Source organism: Roseobacter sp. N2S, from assembly GCF_031454055.1.
Taxonomy (GTDB): Bacteria; Pseudomonadota; Alphaproteobacteria; order Rhodobacterales; family Rhodobacteraceae; genus Amylibacter.
Window position 1 is genome coordinate 1 of the sequence record NZ_JAVDQB010000017.1, and the last position, 15,968, is coordinate 15,968.

The 15,968-nt window shown below is 53.5% G+C and carries 15 protein-coding genes; all 15 read left to right on the forward strand.

Annotated elements, in window-relative coordinates; translation table 11 throughout:
* Window positions 1–1,666, forward strand: a 1,666-nt coding sequence (locus GGE09_RS22420) for a YjbH domain-containing protein (RefSeq protein ID WP_309748286.1), incomplete at its 5' end; no start/stop codon positions are given.
* Window positions 1,663–2,373: a YjbF family lipoprotein gene (locus GGE09_RS22425; RefSeq protein ID WP_309748287.1), complete on the forward strand. Its 711-nt coding sequence runs from the start codon at window positions 1,663–1,665 to the stop codon at window positions 2,371–2,373. The genes GGE09_RS22420 and GGE09_RS22425, both read left to right, overlap by 4 nt.
* Window positions 2,374–2,531: 158 nt before the next feature.
* Window positions 2,532–2,771 carry a hypothetical protein gene (locus GGE09_RS22430; protein WP_309748288.1) on the forward strand — a complete coding sequence of 80 codons (240 nt, stop codon included), beginning with the start codon at window positions 2,532–2,534 and terminating at the stop codon, window positions 2,769–2,771.
* 321 nt (window positions 2,772–3,092) lie between these two features.
* Complete coding sequence (locus tag GGE09_RS22435; protein WP_309748289.1) at window positions 3,093–4,325, forward strand: hypothetical protein; 1,233 nt, start codon at window positions 3,093–3,095, stop codon at window positions 4,323–4,325.
* Window positions 4,326–4,327: 2 nt separating this feature from the next.
* Entirely contained in the window at window positions 4,328–5,695 is a 1,368-nt protein-coding gene (locus tag GGE09_RS22440) for a hypothetical protein (protein ID WP_309748290.1), read from the forward strand.
* Window positions 5,692–6,618 carry a hypothetical protein gene (locus GGE09_RS22445; protein WP_309748291.1) on the forward strand — a complete coding sequence of 309 codons (927 nt, stop codon included), beginning with the start codon at window positions 5,692–5,694 and terminating at the stop codon, window positions 6,616–6,618. The genes GGE09_RS22440 and GGE09_RS22445 overlap by 4 nt, the downstream gene beginning before the upstream one ends.
* Window positions 6,619–6,651: 33 nt before the next feature.
* Window positions 6,652–7,710, forward strand: a complete 1,059-nt coding sequence (locus GGE09_RS22450) for a glycosyltransferase family 10 domain-containing protein (protein ID WP_309748292.1) — start codon at window positions 6,652–6,654, stop codon at window positions 7,708–7,710.
* A gap of 37 nt (window positions 7,711–7,747) precedes the next feature.
* Window positions 7,748–8,440, forward strand: coding sequence for a 6-hydroxymethylpterin diphosphokinase MptE-like protein (locus GGE09_RS22455; RefSeq protein WP_309748293.1), 693 nt, complete (start codon window positions 7,748–7,750; stop codon window positions 8,438–8,440).
* A 106-nt stretch (window positions 8,441–8,546) separates the two neighbouring features.
* Window positions 8,547–9,509 carry a glycosyltransferase gene (locus GGE09_RS22460; protein WP_309748294.1) on the forward strand — a complete coding sequence of 321 codons (963 nt, stop codon included), beginning with the start codon at window positions 8,547–8,549 and terminating at the stop codon, window positions 9,507–9,509.
* Window positions 9,448–10,149 (forward strand): acylneuraminate cytidylyltransferase family protein, encoded by a 702-nt coding sequence (locus GGE09_RS22465; protein WP_309748295.1) that lies wholly within the window; start codon window positions 9,448–9,450, stop codon window positions 10,147–10,149. The genes GGE09_RS22460 and GGE09_RS22465 overlap by 62 nt, the downstream gene beginning before the upstream one ends.
* Window positions 10,146–11,078 (forward strand): phosphoglycerate dehydrogenase, encoded by a 933-nt coding sequence (locus GGE09_RS22470; RefSeq protein WP_309748296.1) that lies wholly within the window; start codon window positions 10,146–10,148, stop codon window positions 11,076–11,078. The genes GGE09_RS22465 and GGE09_RS22470 overlap by 4 nt, the downstream gene beginning before the upstream one ends.
* 42 nt (window positions 11,079–11,120) lie before the next feature.
* The gene (locus tag GGE09_RS22475) at window positions 11,121–12,305 is read left to right on the forward strand and encodes a hypothetical protein (RefSeq protein WP_309748297.1); all 1,185 of its coding nucleotides are present in this window, start codon (window positions 11,121–11,123) and stop codon (window positions 12,303–12,305) included.
* On the forward strand, window positions 12,302–13,408 hold the full coding sequence (locus GGE09_RS22480; protein ID WP_309748298.1) for a glycosyltransferase: 1,107 nt from the start codon (window positions 12,302–12,304) through the stop codon (window positions 13,406–13,408). The genes GGE09_RS22475 and GGE09_RS22480 overlap by 4 nt, the downstream gene beginning before the upstream one ends.
* Window positions 13,398–14,795 (forward strand): hypothetical protein, encoded by a 1,398-nt coding sequence (locus GGE09_RS22485; RefSeq protein WP_309748299.1) that lies wholly within the window; start codon window positions 13,398–13,400, stop codon window positions 14,793–14,795. Before GGE09_RS22480 ends, GGE09_RS22485 begins: the two co-directional genes overlap by 11 nt.
* A gap of 41 nt (window positions 14,796–14,836) precedes the next feature.
* Window positions 14,837–15,955 (forward strand): GDP-mannose 4,6-dehydratase, encoded by a 1,119-nt coding sequence (gmd, locus tag GGE09_RS22490; protein WP_309748300.1) that lies wholly within the window; start codon window positions 14,837–14,839, stop codon window positions 15,953–15,955.
* The last annotated feature ends 13 nt before the right edge of the window (window positions 15,956–15,968 follow it).

Sequence of the window (15,968 nt, forward strand, 5' to 3'; positions counted from 1 at the left end):
GGGGGGGCTGGGCTGGGGCCGTTTGGGCGGGGCCAAAGGCTATAACGGACGTACCATCAATATCGGCAAGGGCGGTGTGCCGGATGCGGGCAACTGGTTTCGCGGGCAGATCAAACCTTTTGGCGGTTTTGAATGGCAGACCCCGATCAAGGGTCTGCGCCTGAAGGCGGAATATTCATCCGATGCCTATGCGGTGGAAGTGCGCCAAGGGGTCTATGAGCGCAAGTCTTCCACCAACTTCGGGCTGGAATACGACTATAATAATTCGGTGAAATTCGGGGCCTATTACCTGAATGGCGGGCAGGTGGCGCTGATGGCCTCGCTCAGCTTTAATCCCAACAATCCCCCCGCGCCAAGCGGGCTGGAATCCGGCCCCCTGCCGGTGCTGGTGCGCAAGCCTTTGACGGGGGGGGCGCGCAGCTATGCGGATAACTGGTCTGCGGACCCTGCATCCCCGCGGATTATTCGCGGGCAGGTCAAGCCGCTGCTGGAAGCAAACCAGTTGCAGATGGAGGGGCTGGAGGTCAAATCCACTTCGGCAACGTTGTATTTGCGCAACAAAACCTTCATGGCACAGGCCGAGGCCGTGGGCCGCGCCGCCCGTGCCCTGAGCCGGGGTTTGCCTGCCAGTATTGAAACCTTCAACATTGTGCTGGTGGAACAGGATTTGCCGGTCACATCGGTAACCATGCAGCGCCGTGACGTGGAAACCCTGTCTTACGATCCATATGGCGCGGAAAAACTGCAAGAGCGCAGTGTGGTGGCCAGCGCGCCGTCCACCCGCCCCGATGATTTGGTCTATGTGGATGGTATGTATCCCCGCTTTAAGTGGAGCATTGCCCCATCCGTGCGCACCAGCTTTTTTGATCCGGACGCACCGGTGCGGATTGAATTTGGCGTGCGGGCCAAGGCCAGCTACACCCTTGCACCCGGCCTGTCGCTGAGCGGCTCGATTATCAAACCCTTGATCGGCAATCTGGATGACATCACGCGGGGCGGCGGGGCCAACCCGAAAATCCCCCGTGTCCGGTCTTTTGCTGCGCGCTATTTCAGTCAGGGCGATCCTGCGCTGGAACGGCTGACGGCGGATTACCTGTTCAAGCTGCACCCCGATGTCTACGGGCGGGTGTCTGCGGGTTTGCTGGAAACCATGTACGGCGGGGTTTCAACCGAGGTTCTGTGGAAACCGGCCAACAGCAAACTGGCCCTTGGCGCAGAGCTGAACTACGTCAAACAGCGGGATTTCGACCAGCGGTTTTCCTTTCGCGACTATGACGTGGTGACGGGGCATGTGTCGGCCTATTACGATATGGACAACGGGTTTCTGGCGCAGGTGGATGCGGGCCGCTATCTGGCGGGCGATATCGGGGCCACCTTTCGGGTGAACCGCCAGTTTAACAACGGCTGGGTTGTGGGGGCGTTCTTTACCCTGACAGACATCCCGTTCAAGGATTTCGGCGAGGGCAGCTTTGACAAGGGGATCAGCCTGTCGATCCCGATCAGCTGGGGCATCGGCCGCCCGTCGCGCAATTCCATTGACACTGTGATCCGTCCGCTGACGCGGGACGGGGGCGCACGTCTGAATATTGATAACCGCCTGTACGGGATTGTATCAGAGGCCGATGGCCGCTCTGTGTCTAAAACCTTCGGGAGGGTCTGGAGATGATTTCTGTGAAACAGGTTTTGGGCAAACTGGTTCTGGGTTTTGGTGTCGCCCTGATGCTGGCGGCTTGCGGGTCGGATAAATCCGAACTGGAAATCACCGAGATCACCAAACGGCTGGGCCAGCGGGCGATGAAAGACAAAGCGGCGGTCGCTGCCAGCCAGCAGGCGGTGCTGCAAGTCAGCCGCGCTGATGTGGATGCAGCCCCGGTCAATCTGATCCGGGTCCGCCTTGAAGGCACGGGCGCTATGTCTACTTTGGCCGAGTTGGACCGTCAGGGGCCTTATACCACCTATATGACCGGTGACGGCATCGCCTTGATGTTTCGCAGCGGCGTGCTGGTGGGCACACGGGGGCTTGGCGTTGATCTGATGGCCCTATCATCCGAGGGTCTGGCCGCAGGGCTGCGCACCGGCGAAACCACGCGGGCCTATCGTTATCTGAGCGGGGATGAAGAACTGGTCACCCAAAAGCTGACCTGTCAGCTGAAATCCACCCCCCACGGTGCGATCACCATCCTGGATCGCAGCTACACCGTGGATCAGGTGCGCGAGTGGTGTCAGGGCAGGGACCAGCACGGGGCGCCGCTGACATTTGAGAACTACTATTGGGTCGAATCACGCAGCGGCATCATTCGCCAGTCCCGCCAGTTTATCTCTCCAAAGTTCGGGCGGGCGGAAATAGAGGTTCTGAGTTTGGGTAAATCCTAGGCATTTCGCCCCAGATATAGCAAACATGTGACACAGATGCCCCGACGGGCGTATCTGTGCCGATTATTGGTTCTGTAAGGCTTTGACGTTTCCATCGCTGTTTGATATGGATTGGGCTAGGGCACGACAGGATCCTATTGGTATTAAGGAAGATACAAATGAAATTGGCAAAATGCATCGCATCTGCAGCTGTACTGGGCATGCTGTCCACAGCAGCCGTTGCGCAGACTGAAACAACCGCAGCAACAACAACTTCAACAACAACCACAGTGACAACAACCACTCTGGCTGGTGGTCTGACTGTTGGCACAGCTGTAGTCGGCGCCGTTGTTGGCGCAATCGTTCTGGGCTCTGTTCTGGACGACGGCGGCACCGGTACAACGACTTCTACACAATAAGTCATTACACGACTTGAGAATTCAAAGGCGGGCTGTAAAAGGCCCGCCTTTTTCATGTCTGGGTGTTGGTTGTGTTGGTTTTTGATCTGTTTTAACATAAGAAACATTATGCGGCGTGATGCAGGGGATGGGCGCGCGCTGCTATGAAGTGCGGTATCTATCCGGAAAGCCCCTATAGACTTGACCACATTGCGCCCCGTCTGGCTTGGTAAATAGCCTTGCAAATCAGGGGGGCAGTCCCCGTTTGGGTCACTTCGCGCTGGATTTAGAGTGGTAGAAAATCTACTAACACTTTTAAGGGTATCTGAAGGGAGTTCGGTCTTGGGCTTGAAATCAATTTTTACGTCGGCGCAGGCAGTGTTTCTTGCGGATTACACCCAAACGGAACGGGCCGATGTAAAACAGGTGTTCAAGACACTGGTGCAGACGCCGGGTCTTTCGCAAACAGGCTTTCAGGGACATGAAAAAACAGCCGAGGTCCGCGCGCTTGAGGATCTGCTGGCACGGGCCCCACAGGTTGCGCTGATCGTGTTCTGGCGCAGTGCCGAACTGGCGGTGACGGATGAACTGTCTGCGGGGCGGGCGCTGGATCAGGCGTTGGATCACTGGGACACGGCCCATCAGGCGTTGCTGGGGTTTTACCGCAAACACAGACAGAATGTGGTGCTGGTGGATTTTGATGCGTTTTGCGGGGCGCCGGGCAGTTTTGCAGCGCTTTTGCAGGCGCAAACCGGTTTGACCTTTTCAGCCGCCCATTCGTCGAACGGGTTTCACGTGGATCCGGTCTACCGCGCCATTGCCGCGCTGAAGATCAGCCAATCCCTGAACAGCCTGCGGATTGACGGGGAGTTAGAGGCCAGCTCGATCTGGCCGCAAACCCGTCAGGACACTGGCGGTGCGCGCAACATTCAGGTGGATGCGGCAGTGGCCCGCTATCAAAAGGTGATGTCGGCCCAAACCGAAGCCGCCGAGGGGCTGGAAGAAGCGCGGGCGAAACAGGAAGCGGAACAACTTGCGTCCCAAACCGAAGCCGCCGAGGCGGCCAAAGCCAATGATCTGTTGGTCCAGCAGCTTCATGCCGCACAAGAAGAACTGGAAAGCTATTATCTGACAGCGCAAAAGCTGGAACAGGGCGCGGTACAACAGGAGTCTGAGGCCCAGGCCGCAGCGGCTGGGCTGTCCGATCTGGGCAAGACCAACGATCTGTTGACCCTGCAATTGCACAATGTGCAAGAAGAGCTGGAAGACTATTATCTGGCTTTGCAGAAGCGGGAAAAAGACTGCGCAGATTATGAAAGCCAGCTTAAAGCAGCCCATAAGCGTAAAACCCATTTGCAGGCCGAAAAAGCCGCAGCGCAAGAGCATCAGGACCGTGTGGTTGCAGATCAAACTGCTGCCCTAGAGGCCAGCGCCCGGCGGATTGCCGATCTGGAACGGGAATTGGGCGAAAGCAAAGACACCGTGGCACAGTTGGTGTCCTCGACCTCGTGGAAAGTTACCGGACCGATCCGCAAAGTGAAGGACTCTTTGAAAGGGTCAAAGGACGAGATCTGATTATGCCCCATCCATATCTGAAATTCCCTGCCGGCCCGATCGGGGCGATTGTCCATGTGGGCGCGGGACTGTGTGACGGGCTGGACAGCTATCTTGCCAGCGCCCCGACGCAACTGTTGTTGATCGAACCAAACCCGCAATATGCCGCCGAACTGGCGCGCAAGACAGCGGCGGATGTGGTGCTGGAACAGGCGATTGCGCCGCAAAAAGGTCAGGCGCCGTTTCACATTCTGAACTTTGCCGACCTAAGTTGTTTGAAAGCCCCCGACGGGCTGCGCGATCTGTTGCCGGGCATTCGGGTGGTGAAAACCCCTATGGTGGATACTGGTCCGCTGTCGGATATTCTGGCCCGGACCCCGCTGGACAGGGCCCGCTTTAACACTCTGGTGATTGAAGCTGTGGGCGAGGAACTGGCGATCCTGCAAGATCTGATCGACACGGGCCATCTGGCCGGATTTAAGCAGATCGCCCTGCGCATGGGCCGCACCCCCTATTTTGCGGGGGCCGGCACGCCGGACAGCGTAAAGACCCTGCTGGATGCACAGGGGTATCGTCTGGAAACCGTCTTTGCGGATGATGATCCCGACTGGCCGGTCAGCTGTTTTGCCCAAGACCCTTTGATGTTGAAAAACAACGCCTTGCAAGATGAATTGGCTGGGGTCAAAGCCGCTGCTGCGGCAGAGTTGAAAACGGCCAAAGACACCGCAGAACAGGATGCCGCCGCCACCGCGCAGCAGATCGCCAGCTTGCAGGCCGAAGGGGCAGAGCTGCGCGCCGTACTGGCCAAAGCTGAACAGGATAAAGCCGCCACCGCGCAGCAGGTCTCGACCCTGCAATCCGAGGCATTGGGCCTGCGCGATGCCCATGCCAAGACCCTGCAGGATTTGGAGACTGCCCAAACCCAGTTGAAAGCGGCGCAGGACCAGCAGCAACAGTTCGACACCCGCATTGCCGCGGCCGACACCCAAAAAGCCGATCTGAACACCGCCCTGTCCGAGGCCCGCAACCGTGAAAACAGCGCGCTGGCGGATTTGCGGGTGTCAGTCAAAATGCAATCTCTGGTGCGGGCGGATTTTGACGATCTGCAACAACGCTATCAGACCCTGTTGCAGGAAAAAACCGATCAAGAAGACCTGCTGTCCCAACTGACCCAGAAACTGGAAAGCGCCGCCCGGCATTTGCGGCTGATGTCGAGCGACGCCGCAGAGACTCCGGTATCGGCCTTGGATGAGGCTGTCAAAGAGCCTGCTGCTGTCCCAAAAGCAGCGCCTGAAAAGACACCAAAAAAGCCCCCTAAAAAACCAGCCCCTAAAAAAACGGCGGTCAAAGCCCCCCGCAAGGATTCTGGAAAGAAACGCAGCACATCATGAGCGAGTCAGAGGCTCTTTTACATTCCATCGAGGAGGCTTTGGGTCTGCTGCAAGACCGCACAGCCCCCCCTGCCCGGCAGGCGCTGGTGACACAGCCCCTGTCCAGCCTGCTGGAGAAATGCCAGCACACCAGCGCAGAAATCGCCGCCCGCCCCCCCGAGCCGATCCGCACCATCCACCATTTCGCCTGCACCGGCGGCACCCTGTTCAGTAAATGTCTGGCGGTGATGCCCAACACCCAACTGTTAAGTGAGGTTGATCCCCTAAGTACCATGCGTGACTTGATGTTTGCGCCCTCTGATCTGATTTTACACCTGCGCCATAACCTGCGCCCTGTACCTGACGAAACCTTGGTAAGCCTATTCTTAGCGGGTCTTGAGGTGCTTTATGATCATTCAAACACAACAGGCACCCGCCTTGTGTTGCGCGATCACACCCATTCGCATTTTTGCACAGGTGCAGAAATTCCCGACCGCCCCACGTTTCAAGCGGTGATTGCGCAAAAATTCCCGATACTTTCTGTGGTAACTGTGCGCCATCCGCTGGATTCATTCCTTAGTCTTCGCTATCAGAAATGGGACTTGTTTCTCCCCAGAACCTTTGATGAATACTGTAAACGCTACCTTGCTTTTTTGACGTGTTATGAAGGGGTTGAAGTCTTTAAGTATGAAGACTTTATCGCCGATACGGATAAGACGCTTGCGGCTATATGTGCTGTGTTGCAGGTGCCGTTTGTGCCGGATGTGCTGGATCTTTTGTCTGTTGTCGGCCTGACGGGGGACAGCGGGCGCGGCGGGTTGGTGATTGAAAAACGCGCGCGCCGCTCTGTGCCCGAAGATGTGGCGGCAGAGTGTCTGACCAGTTCGACCTATACCACGCTTTGCGCCCGTCTGGGGTATGATCCAGACAGTCAGGCGCAATAAGATGGCGGGCCTTGGGCATCGGGGGGACGGTCTGTGATCAAACTCTGCCCCATTGGCAAATATGCCCATCGCCAGCCCTTTGCCTATCCGCCGTTACGGGATCTGTGCACGCCTGATCTACAGCTGGTGGATCGGGTCGAACAGGCTGACATCATCCTGATCGCCCATAGCAAAGACCTGCTGAACTGTGCGGATATTCTGGCAGGGCTTGGGGATCAAAAGATCGTTTTGCTGTCGGAAGAACCGTTTTGGGATACTATTTGGGGCGCGGACCCGTTTGCCCGGGACCAGCAGTTTGATCACAACGGCCAGACGCTTTCGTTTAGCGTGCTAAACCATTCCACCAGCGGGATTTTTGACTTTGACCGGATTCCCTATTTCCTGCTGACGGATCACAGCTATGCGGCGCGCTATGCATATCGGTTTGGGAAAAATGCGCGCAAATCTGCGGCGGATTGGAAGGTGCATTTTGCCGCCCCTGCCCTACAGGCCGCTTTTGTGGCGGAAAAGCGTCTGGGCGAAAAATTCGCGGTGTCTTTTCCGCAGCAAGACACTTACGGGCTGTGCCGGTTTCGCAGCCAGTTGACTGCGGTCTATCAGACGGCGGTTTATCAGACGGGAGCCTATCAGAGGGGGGCCTATCAAACCGGGGACGTGCTGCGCGCGGGGCTGGGTTGGCGCAAGGGGGTGGTGCGGCAGGCTTTGAGCGACTGGCATCTGGAAAAACTGCTGGAACTGGACGGGCGCTGCCGCTTTGTCTCGGCTTTGGAAAACACCCACCAGCGCACCTATGTGACCGAGAAATTCTTTGACGCTTTTGCGGTGGGCGGGGTGCCGTTGTATTATGCATCCCTTGCGCACCGCGTCCATGGTATTGTGCCTGCGGGGACTTGGGTGAACCTGTTCGGCCAAACCCCTGAACAGGCGGTGGAAACCATCAACGGATTCCCGTTTGAGGATGCCTTTTATGACCGCTATACACAGGCCCAAGCACAATTGGCCGCTCTCTTTTGTACCCCGCAGGCGATGATCCACGAACGTGCCCGCCTGCGCGACGCCTTGATTGGCGCCCTGCAAACCCTGACTGCCTGAACCTGATTGCCTAACCCTGATTGCCGGAGCCTGACCCATGCCCAAACACAATCCCCGCCTGTCCCGCTTTAAGGCCCGCCATAGGGGGGAAACCTGTGTGCTGGTGTGTAATGGTCCCTCGCTGAACAAGACGGATCTGGGGCTGTTAAAGCGGCAGACCGTGATCGGGTTGAATAAAATCCATCTGGGGCTGGATCAATTCGGGTTTTATCCGAAATATCTGGTGGCGGTGAATGAAAAGGTGATCCAGCAATCCGCCGCGGATCTGGCGGCGATGAACTGTGTCAAATTCATCGGCACCAAAGGGGCGCAATATCTGCCCGAGGATGCGCTGTGCCATCATATCAACACCAAATCCCCCCCCGCCCGCTTTTGCCGCGACATCACGGCGGGCATCCGCGAAGGTGGCACGGTGACCTATGCCGCATTACAGATTGCCTATTATATGGGGTTTCAGCGCGTGGTGATTGTGGGCATGGACCACCGCTTTGAATTCAGCGGCAAACCCCATGAAGCCCGCCATATGGACGGGCCTGATGTGAACCATTTCAGCCCTGCGTATTTTTCCGGGCAGAGCTGGGACAACCCTGATTTACGGCGCTCTGAAGAGTCTTATACCATCGCGCGGGATATTTTTGCCGCCGAGGGACGCGAAATTATCGACGCCACCCAAGACGGCGCCTGCGAGATATTCCAAAAACAAAGCCTCAGCGACATTTTTGACGGTTGATCGGTCTTCCGCTCATAAGCTAAAAGGCCCCTGTAAGGTTGGGAATAATTTTGTATAAGCAATAGTTCTGATAGATTTTCGCTGCCAGTTGATTGGACCCTAAACCATGCGCGCCTGCATTGTTATTCGTACCTTAAACGAGGCCAGACATCTGGGGGCTTTGTTGACGATGATCGGGCGGCAAGTCACTGACGGGTTGGACCATGAAGTGGTGCTGATCGATTCCGGTTCAACCGATGGAACGGTTGAAATAGCCCGCAAACACGGCTGTAAAATAACCACAATCACCAAACAGGAATTTTCCTTCGGGCGCTCGCTTAATCGGGGCTGTGCCTTTGGGGATGGCGAAATTCTGGTGCTGATCAGCGGGCATTGTGTGCCCGTCGATGACCATTGGCTGCAAAACCTGTGCCAGCCGTTGATCGACGGGGTGTGCAGCTATGCCTATGGCCGTCAGGTGGGCGATGATGACAGCCACTATTCCGAGCGCCGGATTTTTGCAAAATATTTCCCCGAAACATCCACCCTTCCCCAAGAAGGTTTCTTTTGCAACAACGCCAATTCCGCCGTCTTGCGCAGCGCCTGGGACGAACACCGGTTCGACGAGGAACTGACCGGCCTTGAAGACATGGACCTTGCCAAACGGATGGTCGCCAAAGGCCATAAGGTGGGCTATGTGGCCGAAGCCCCCGTGTTCCATCACCACAGCGAAACCTGGGCCTCTGTGCGGCGGCGCTTTGAACGCGAAGCCATTGCTTTGCAACAGATTATGCCCGACGTGACGATTTCTGCGCTGGATCTGGCACGCTATATTGTGACCAGCATCGCGATGGATTTGCGCTCTGCGGCACAAACCGGCCATTTCCTGTCCTCATGGCGCAATGTTTTCAGATACCGCTGGCATCAATACATCGGCTCCTATAAGGGCAACCACGCGTTGCGGCGCCTGTCACGGGCCAGAAAAGAAAAGTTTTTCTACCCCTCTACCAATGAAAGTGAAGACCGCAATGACTGGCTCAAACCGCATCGTCGCCCTGCTGCCCATGAAGGCGAACAGCCAAAGGGTTAAGGGTAAGAATTTTCGCGATTTCTGCGGCAAGCCTCTGTTTCGCTGGATCCTTGATGCGCTGCTGGCGATTGAGGAAATCGACGAGGTGATCATCAACACCGATGCCCGTCATATTCTGGCTGAAAACGGTCTGGTGGAAACCGACCGCGTGCGCATCCGTGATCGCAAACCCGAATTGATCGGGGATGAGGTGTCGATGAACCTGATCATCGCCGATGACGTGGCCGCAGTGCCAGCGGATGTCTATATGATGACCCATACCACCAATCCTTTGCTGTCAGCCGATACCATCGGCGCGGCTTTGGCCAAATTCAGCGCCGCACAGGCTGCGGGCACTGCGGATTCCCTGTTTACCGTCAATAAAATCCAGACCCGGTTTTACCGCGCGGATTGTTCGGCGATCAATCACGACCCTGACAATCTGATCCAGACACAGGATCTGGAGCCCTGGTTTGAGGAAAATTCGAACCTTTACATCTTTACCGCCGACAGTTTCGCCAGCACCAAAGCGCGGATCGGGTCAAAACCGATGATGCACGAAAGCCCGGGGCTGGAAGCCAGCGACATCGACACACCGCAGGACTGGGACATGGCCGTAGCCGCCGCCGGTATCCTGCACAACACCGGAGCCAAATCATGAAACAGGTCGTTGTTACCTGCCCCCCTATGCTGGGGTTGATCGAAGAATTCACCGAATATGCCGCCGCGCGCGGCGTGGAACTGGTGCCTGCGAAAGTGACGCAAATCCTGTCCGAACCTGAACTCAAGGACCTGATCCCCCAATACGACGGCTGGATCATCGGCGATGACCCTGCCACGGCGGATGTGTTCAAAGCGGCCAAAGCGGGCAAGCTGACGGCGGCTGTGAAATGGGGCATCGGGGTGGATAACGTGGATTTTGCGGCCTGCAAAGACCTTGGCATCCCGATCATCAACACGCCGATGATGTTTGGCCGCGAAGTGGCGGATATGGCGCTTGGCTATGTGATCGGTCTGGCCCGTCACCTGTTCGAAGTGGACCGCGCCGTGCGCCTTGACAATGCCTGGCCCAAACCCCCGGGCATGAGCCTTGCGGGCAAAAAGGTGGGTGTGATCGGCATGGGCGACATCGGGCGCAATGTGATCACGCGGCTGATGGCCTGCGAAATGGATGTGGTTGCCTATGACCCCGGCGTGAACGGGGATGGCGGCATTGCGGGTCTGGGGCGTGCGGTCTGGCCTGAACAGGTGGAAGAGATGGATTTCCTTGTGTTCACCTGCGCGCTGAACCAACATAACTTTCACATGCTGGATGCGGATGTGCTGGCGCAGGCCAAAGACGGTATCCGCATCGTCAACGTGGCCCGCGGCCCGCTGATCGACGAGCCCGCTTTGATTGCTGCCCTCAAAAGCGGCAAAGTCTATAGCGCTGCCTTGGATGTGTTCGAAATAGAGCCTTTACCACAGAATTCCCCGCTCCGAGATATGCCGCGGTGCATTTTTGGGACACATAATGGATCCAACACCAAAGACGCCGTCATTCGTGCCAGCCACGAAGCCATCGATAAGATCGCAGGATTTTTGAGATAAAAAGATTTAAAAACTGAAGATACCAAAGAATAGAATTGAACAATGCACCCAACTCAAAAAACTTTTATGGTTTGGCCGCCACTCAAACAGGATGATTATGGCGGGGCCATAGGGGCCAAATCATACTTTAGTTGGTTTTTTGGTCATTGCTGTGACAAGATCATGATCCCCGTTGAAAAAGGTTATATCACGCAAACTATCACGGATCACGTTTCAGTTGCCTCATTATGGGATAGTGGAAAAGTGAACTTTGTAGAGGCTAGTGAAGATTTTACATCTGTAGATATCGTTTTGGTGCGTACCTCGGACATTTCTAAGAGACCGGTTCCAGTGGCGACAAAAAAGTTACTTGGATCCAATCCGGTAAAAACGGGGGCCACCGATAAAAAAGCGACTGCTCAGCATTATTTTATTGGGACACCGGAAGATCATTTACAGGATGCCTATTTCTGCGTCTGCTTTTCCTATTGGTATTTCGGGGGGGAAGACGCTGCCTTTCTCGAGAGATCGCGCCAACGTCTGATTTCTGAGAGAGATCAGAAAAGTTTAGGGGGGAAGATTTCTGTTTTTGGTACAGGGCCTTCAATCAACGAAGCTTTGCGAATGGATTTCAATGACTCCTATAGTATCGTTTGCAATACAATTGTTAAAAACCGCGCATTTTTGAACCGTATGAATTTGGGCTTAATTGTAGCAACTGACGCGCATTTTCATTTTAGCTCTCACCGGTATAGCGCTCGTTTACTGTCGGATACACTATGGGCTCTGCACCGCCACGATGCTCTTTTTGTTACCTTTGATAAATTCGCAGCGTTCCTGCGGCGGCGTGTTCCTGAATTTGAGCCCTATATTTGTGGAATTCCAGCAGGCCGAAAGGAATTCGGATTTAATTTAGATGAAGATTATCGTGTCTTCCCGGGTGAAAGCGTTCTGAATATGTTTTTGCTACCCTTAGCGATGTTTATGGGGAGTGAGGTTGATCTGTGTGGATTCACTGGACGTAGTAGCACTGATAAATATTTCTGGGGCCATTCAGATGTTCACCAATATGCGGATTTGATGCAAGACGTTAGATCTGCTCATCCAGCTTTCTTTGCCGACCGAGATTTCCAGAACTACGGTGATATCGTTGATCAACAAGTAACAGAACGCGTTATGCTGTCTAGAGCACAGGGTAAAACGGTTAGAGCACGAACGACTTCTTTTTATAGGTGTTTTCAGGCATGAAAAAACGACTCCATGTTTTGATTGATGGACGCACATTCGCCTTACAAAGTAAGGGGGGGGTTAGCCAGTTATGGGCAAAAATCCTGCAGGAGAAGTCCTTGCGAGATCAGTTCACTATTTCAATGATACTTTATCCGAACAGTCGACAAAATATCCACTTGCAAGAACTTTTAGAAACCGTGGGGACAGAATTTCATATTATCGAATCCACCTTACCTCCTAGTGATAATAATAAATATGCTGAGAAAAAATATTGCCAGCAACGGGAAAGCGAAATTGCGGCTGCTATTAGAAACAAAGTAGATCTCGTGCTGAATACTTACTATGGGGAAAACATTTTTCCACAATGCGCATCATATTTGATTGTAGCACATGACTTCGCCCATGAAGAACTGGAAATATTGGCAGCAAAAGAATCAACGCGCGGTGTTTTACAACGTAAGGCTACGGCTTTTTCTGCGGCCACGGCCATTATCAATGTCTCACGACAGACTCAGAAGAAGGGGATGTCTCTTTATTCACAATACAAGGATAGAAAGAACTTTGTTATCTATCACGGTCATGACACAGACATGGAAGCACCCTTGAAGGTTCACAAACAAATTATTCATGTGGGTGGGCGTGGACTATACAAGAACTTTTTTCAGGTACGTCAGGCCCTTGATAATCTTATGCGGCACGACAACGAAGTCTCGGTTATTATCGCTGGAGGAGAAAACATAGATGCAGGTATTTCAGAGCTAGTCTCATCCTTTAGTCCTAAAGTCCTATTTTCTTCGGGTATGCCAGATGCTCAAATGAACTTTCTAATGGGTTCTTCGCAAGTTTTTGTGTCTGGCTCTACTTATGAAGGATTCGGCATCCCTGTTTTGAATGCTCTAAGGTTGGGAGTTATACCAGTGCTCTCTGACATCCCGATCTATCGAGAAATTGCAGGAAAGGACGGCATTTTCTTCGATCCTCAAAATCCCAAAGACATCGAGGAAAAGATACAAAATGCCCTCGCCATAACATCTGGACCGGTTGGAAAATATTACCGGCCTTGGGGGCAAGTTGCCCTGGAATATGGGCAAGTAATCAGGGAGGTTGCAAATGGATATTAGCCAAGCCTTGGATTGTAATAATTTCAGGTTTACTCCTCAGTCTGATAAAAAACGCCTTCTGATTTCAGTCAATCCAGATTTGAAGACTGATTTCGGGCATTTTCTGAATTATGAAAAGCGTATTAGGAATGCCTGTGCTGAGGCCGAGATAGATCATGTCTGCCTTTCCCATAAGACCTGCCAAATTTCATATGATTGGCTACTCCCGACATTCTCACAAGATTCTGGGCATTTTTCATTACTACGTAGAGATGCTCTCAATCGTGAGGAAAAAATTGCCAATCAGTTTCTGAATGAGCTGGCCAATGGTTTGAAAAAGGTTTCCGAGTGGGAGCAGTATAATGAGGTAGGGGTATTTTATTATTGCGGCAGTAGTAAACTCGCCGTTGCGCTGTCAGAAGTACCTCATAATAAAATTGCGCCAATTACGATCAACGCATTCTGGGATTTTTTGGAGGATACAGCGTGTGACCCTGAACGGTATTGTGGGTTAAAGTTTGATAGAGAAATTTCATTTCTAGCGATGTCGCAGCTCCATAGGAATGAGATACTGGATCAAACAGGTTTTATGTTCGACTTTATTCCCAATCCCTCTCCATTGGAGTCAGATGCTCAAGCCGTTGAACTGCTTACAGGAAAGTCCTATCAGGATTCAAAAACTGTCTCCTCCACAGTTTTTTTCCCAGGTTTGATGAGTAAAGGTAAAGGAGATGACACTACACTACGGTTTATTCGTCATTACCTTGATAAAAAACCAAACTTTGAATTACGCGTCCGAGACCGGACACAGCAGATTCCACAAGACTTAAAATCAGGGATCATCATAGAAGAGGGGGATTTTGATGATCAAGGAATCCGTGATTTATACTTCTCCAGCGATATTGCTGTCCTGCCGTATGAAAAAGATATATTCAAGGTCCGTACGAGCGGTGCTATTGTCGATTGCTTGATGTATGGAGTTATTCCGATTGTGTTATCTGGAAGCTGGCTGGCTCATATTTGTGAAAAGTATAACTTTGGATATGTCGCGCAAAGCACTGAACCTGAAGTGTTATTTCTGGCGATTAAGACTATTATGAAAGAGACTCATGAATTCAAGATGCGACAGTGGAGAGCTGCCATTTGTTATTTGTCTGAAAATTCGTGGGATGCGTTATTGAACTGCGTCTTCCAGCCAGATATCGTATCAGGGAAATCCGAACAGACAGTGTTTGTGAAAAGCCTTTTGGCAGGTTCAAATCGACTGGTGCGAAACGGGGAATATGAAAAAGCGACATTTCTTTACGAAGTCCTAAGCCAGAATGTTCCGCTAAAGATGTATCGTGATAACATTGCCCTATGCGAAAGATTAAACCAACTGGAAAAATTTCGCGAGCCGACATTGTGATGTCAGCCCACCCTTCTCATAAGTAAAGATAGACAGACCACATGAAAAAAGCACTTATCACCGGCATTACAGGCCAGGACGGCTCTTACCTCGCTGAATTTCTGTTGGAAAAGGGCTATGAGGTGCATGGCATCAAACGGCGTGGATCGACGCTGAACACCCAGCGGATCGACCATATCTATCAAGACCCCCATGTGGACAGCCAGCGGTTGATCCTGCATTACGGCGATCTGACCGATACCTCCAATCTGGTGCGGATCATCAAGGATATCCAGCCCGACGAGATTTACAATCTGGGGGCGCAATCCCATGTGGCGGTCAGCTTTGACTCGCCCGAATATACCGCCGATGTAGACGGGATGGGCACGCTGCGCCTGCTCGAGGCGATCCGCCTGTTGGGGCTGGAAAAGACCACGAAATTCTATCAGGCCTCTACTTCCGAACTGTACGGCCTTGTGCAGGAAACCCCGCAAAAAGAGACCACGCCGTTTTACCCCCGCTCGCCTTATGCGGTGGCCAAACTGTATTCCTACTGGATCACCGTCAACTACCGTGAAGCCTACGGCATGTATGCCTGCAACGGCATCCTGTTCAACCACGAGAGCCCGCGGCGCGGTGAAACATTCGTGACCCGCAAGATCACCCGGGGTCTGGCCAATATGGCGCAGGGTCTGGAACAGTGTCTGTATATGGGCAATATCGACAGTTTGCGCGATTGGGGCCATGCCAAAGACTATGTGCGCATGCAGTGGATGATGCTGCAACAAGACACCCCCGAGGATTTCGTGATCGCTACAGGCGTGCAATATTCCGTGCGCCAGTTCATCACCTGGTCTGCTGGCGAACTGGGCATCAGCGTGGAATTCACCGGCAGTGATGTGGATGAAATCTGCACCATCACCGCGATTGAGGGCGACAAAGCCCCCGCCTTGTCTGTGGGCGATGTGATCATGCGCATCGACACCCGCTACTTTCGCCCCGCCGAGGTGGAAACCCTGCTGGGCGACCCGTCAAAGGCCAAGGAAAAGCTGGGCTGGGTGCCAGAAATCACCGTGCAGGAAATGTGCGCCGAGATGGTGCGCGAAGATTTAAAAACCGCCCGCCGCCATGCGCTGCTGAAAGAGCACGGCATGGAATTGCCAGTGTCGGTGGAGAGCTGATGGGCAAGCTCAT

Bases quoted from the DNA above. Each gene is read 5' to 3' on its own strand.
- GGE09_RS22430 (WP_309748288.1), top strand. From the start codon at position 2,532: ATGAAATTGGCAAAATGCATCGCATCTGCAGCTGTACTGGGCATGCTG.
- gmd (WP_309748300.1), top strand. From the start codon at position 14,837: ATGAAAAAAGCACTTATCACCGGCATTACAGGCCAGGACGGCTCTTAC.
- GGE09_RS22470 (WP_309748296.1), top strand. From the start codon at position 10,146: ATGAAACAGGTCGTTGTTACCTGCCCCCCTATGCTGGGGTTGATCGAA.
- GGE09_RS22445 (WP_309748291.1), top strand. From the start codon at position 5,692: ATGAGCGAGTCAGAGGCTCTTTTACATTCCATCGAGGAGGCTTTGGGT.
- GGE09_RS22480 (WP_309748298.1), top strand. From the start codon at position 12,302: ATGAAAAAACGACTCCATGTTTTGATTGATGGACGCACATTCGCCTTA.
- GGE09_RS22475 (WP_309748297.1), top strand. From the start codon at position 11,121: ATGCACCCAACTCAAAAAACTTTTATGGTTTGGCCGCCACTCAAACAG.
- GGE09_RS22440 (WP_309748290.1), top strand. From the start codon at position 4,328: ATGCCCCATCCATATCTGAAATTCCCTGCCGGCCCGATCGGGGCGATT.
- GGE09_RS22460 (WP_309748294.1), top strand. From the start codon at position 8,547: ATGCGCGCCTGCATTGTTATTCGTACCTTAAACGAGGCCAGACATCTG.
- GGE09_RS22485 (WP_309748299.1), top strand. From the start codon at position 13,398: ATGGATATTAGCCAAGCCTTGGATTGTAATAATTTCAGGTTTACTCCT.
- GGE09_RS22465 (WP_309748295.1), top strand. From the start codon at position 9,448: ATGACTGGCTCAAACCGCATCGTCGCCCTGCTGCCCATGAAGGCGAAC.
- GGE09_RS22425 (WP_309748287.1), top strand. From the start codon at position 1,663: ATGATTTCTGTGAAACAGGTTTTGGGCAAACTGGTTCTGGGTTTTGGT.
- GGE09_RS22455 (WP_309748293.1), top strand. From the start codon at position 7,748: ATGCCCAAACACAATCCCCGCCTGTCCCGCTTTAAGGCCCGCCATAGG.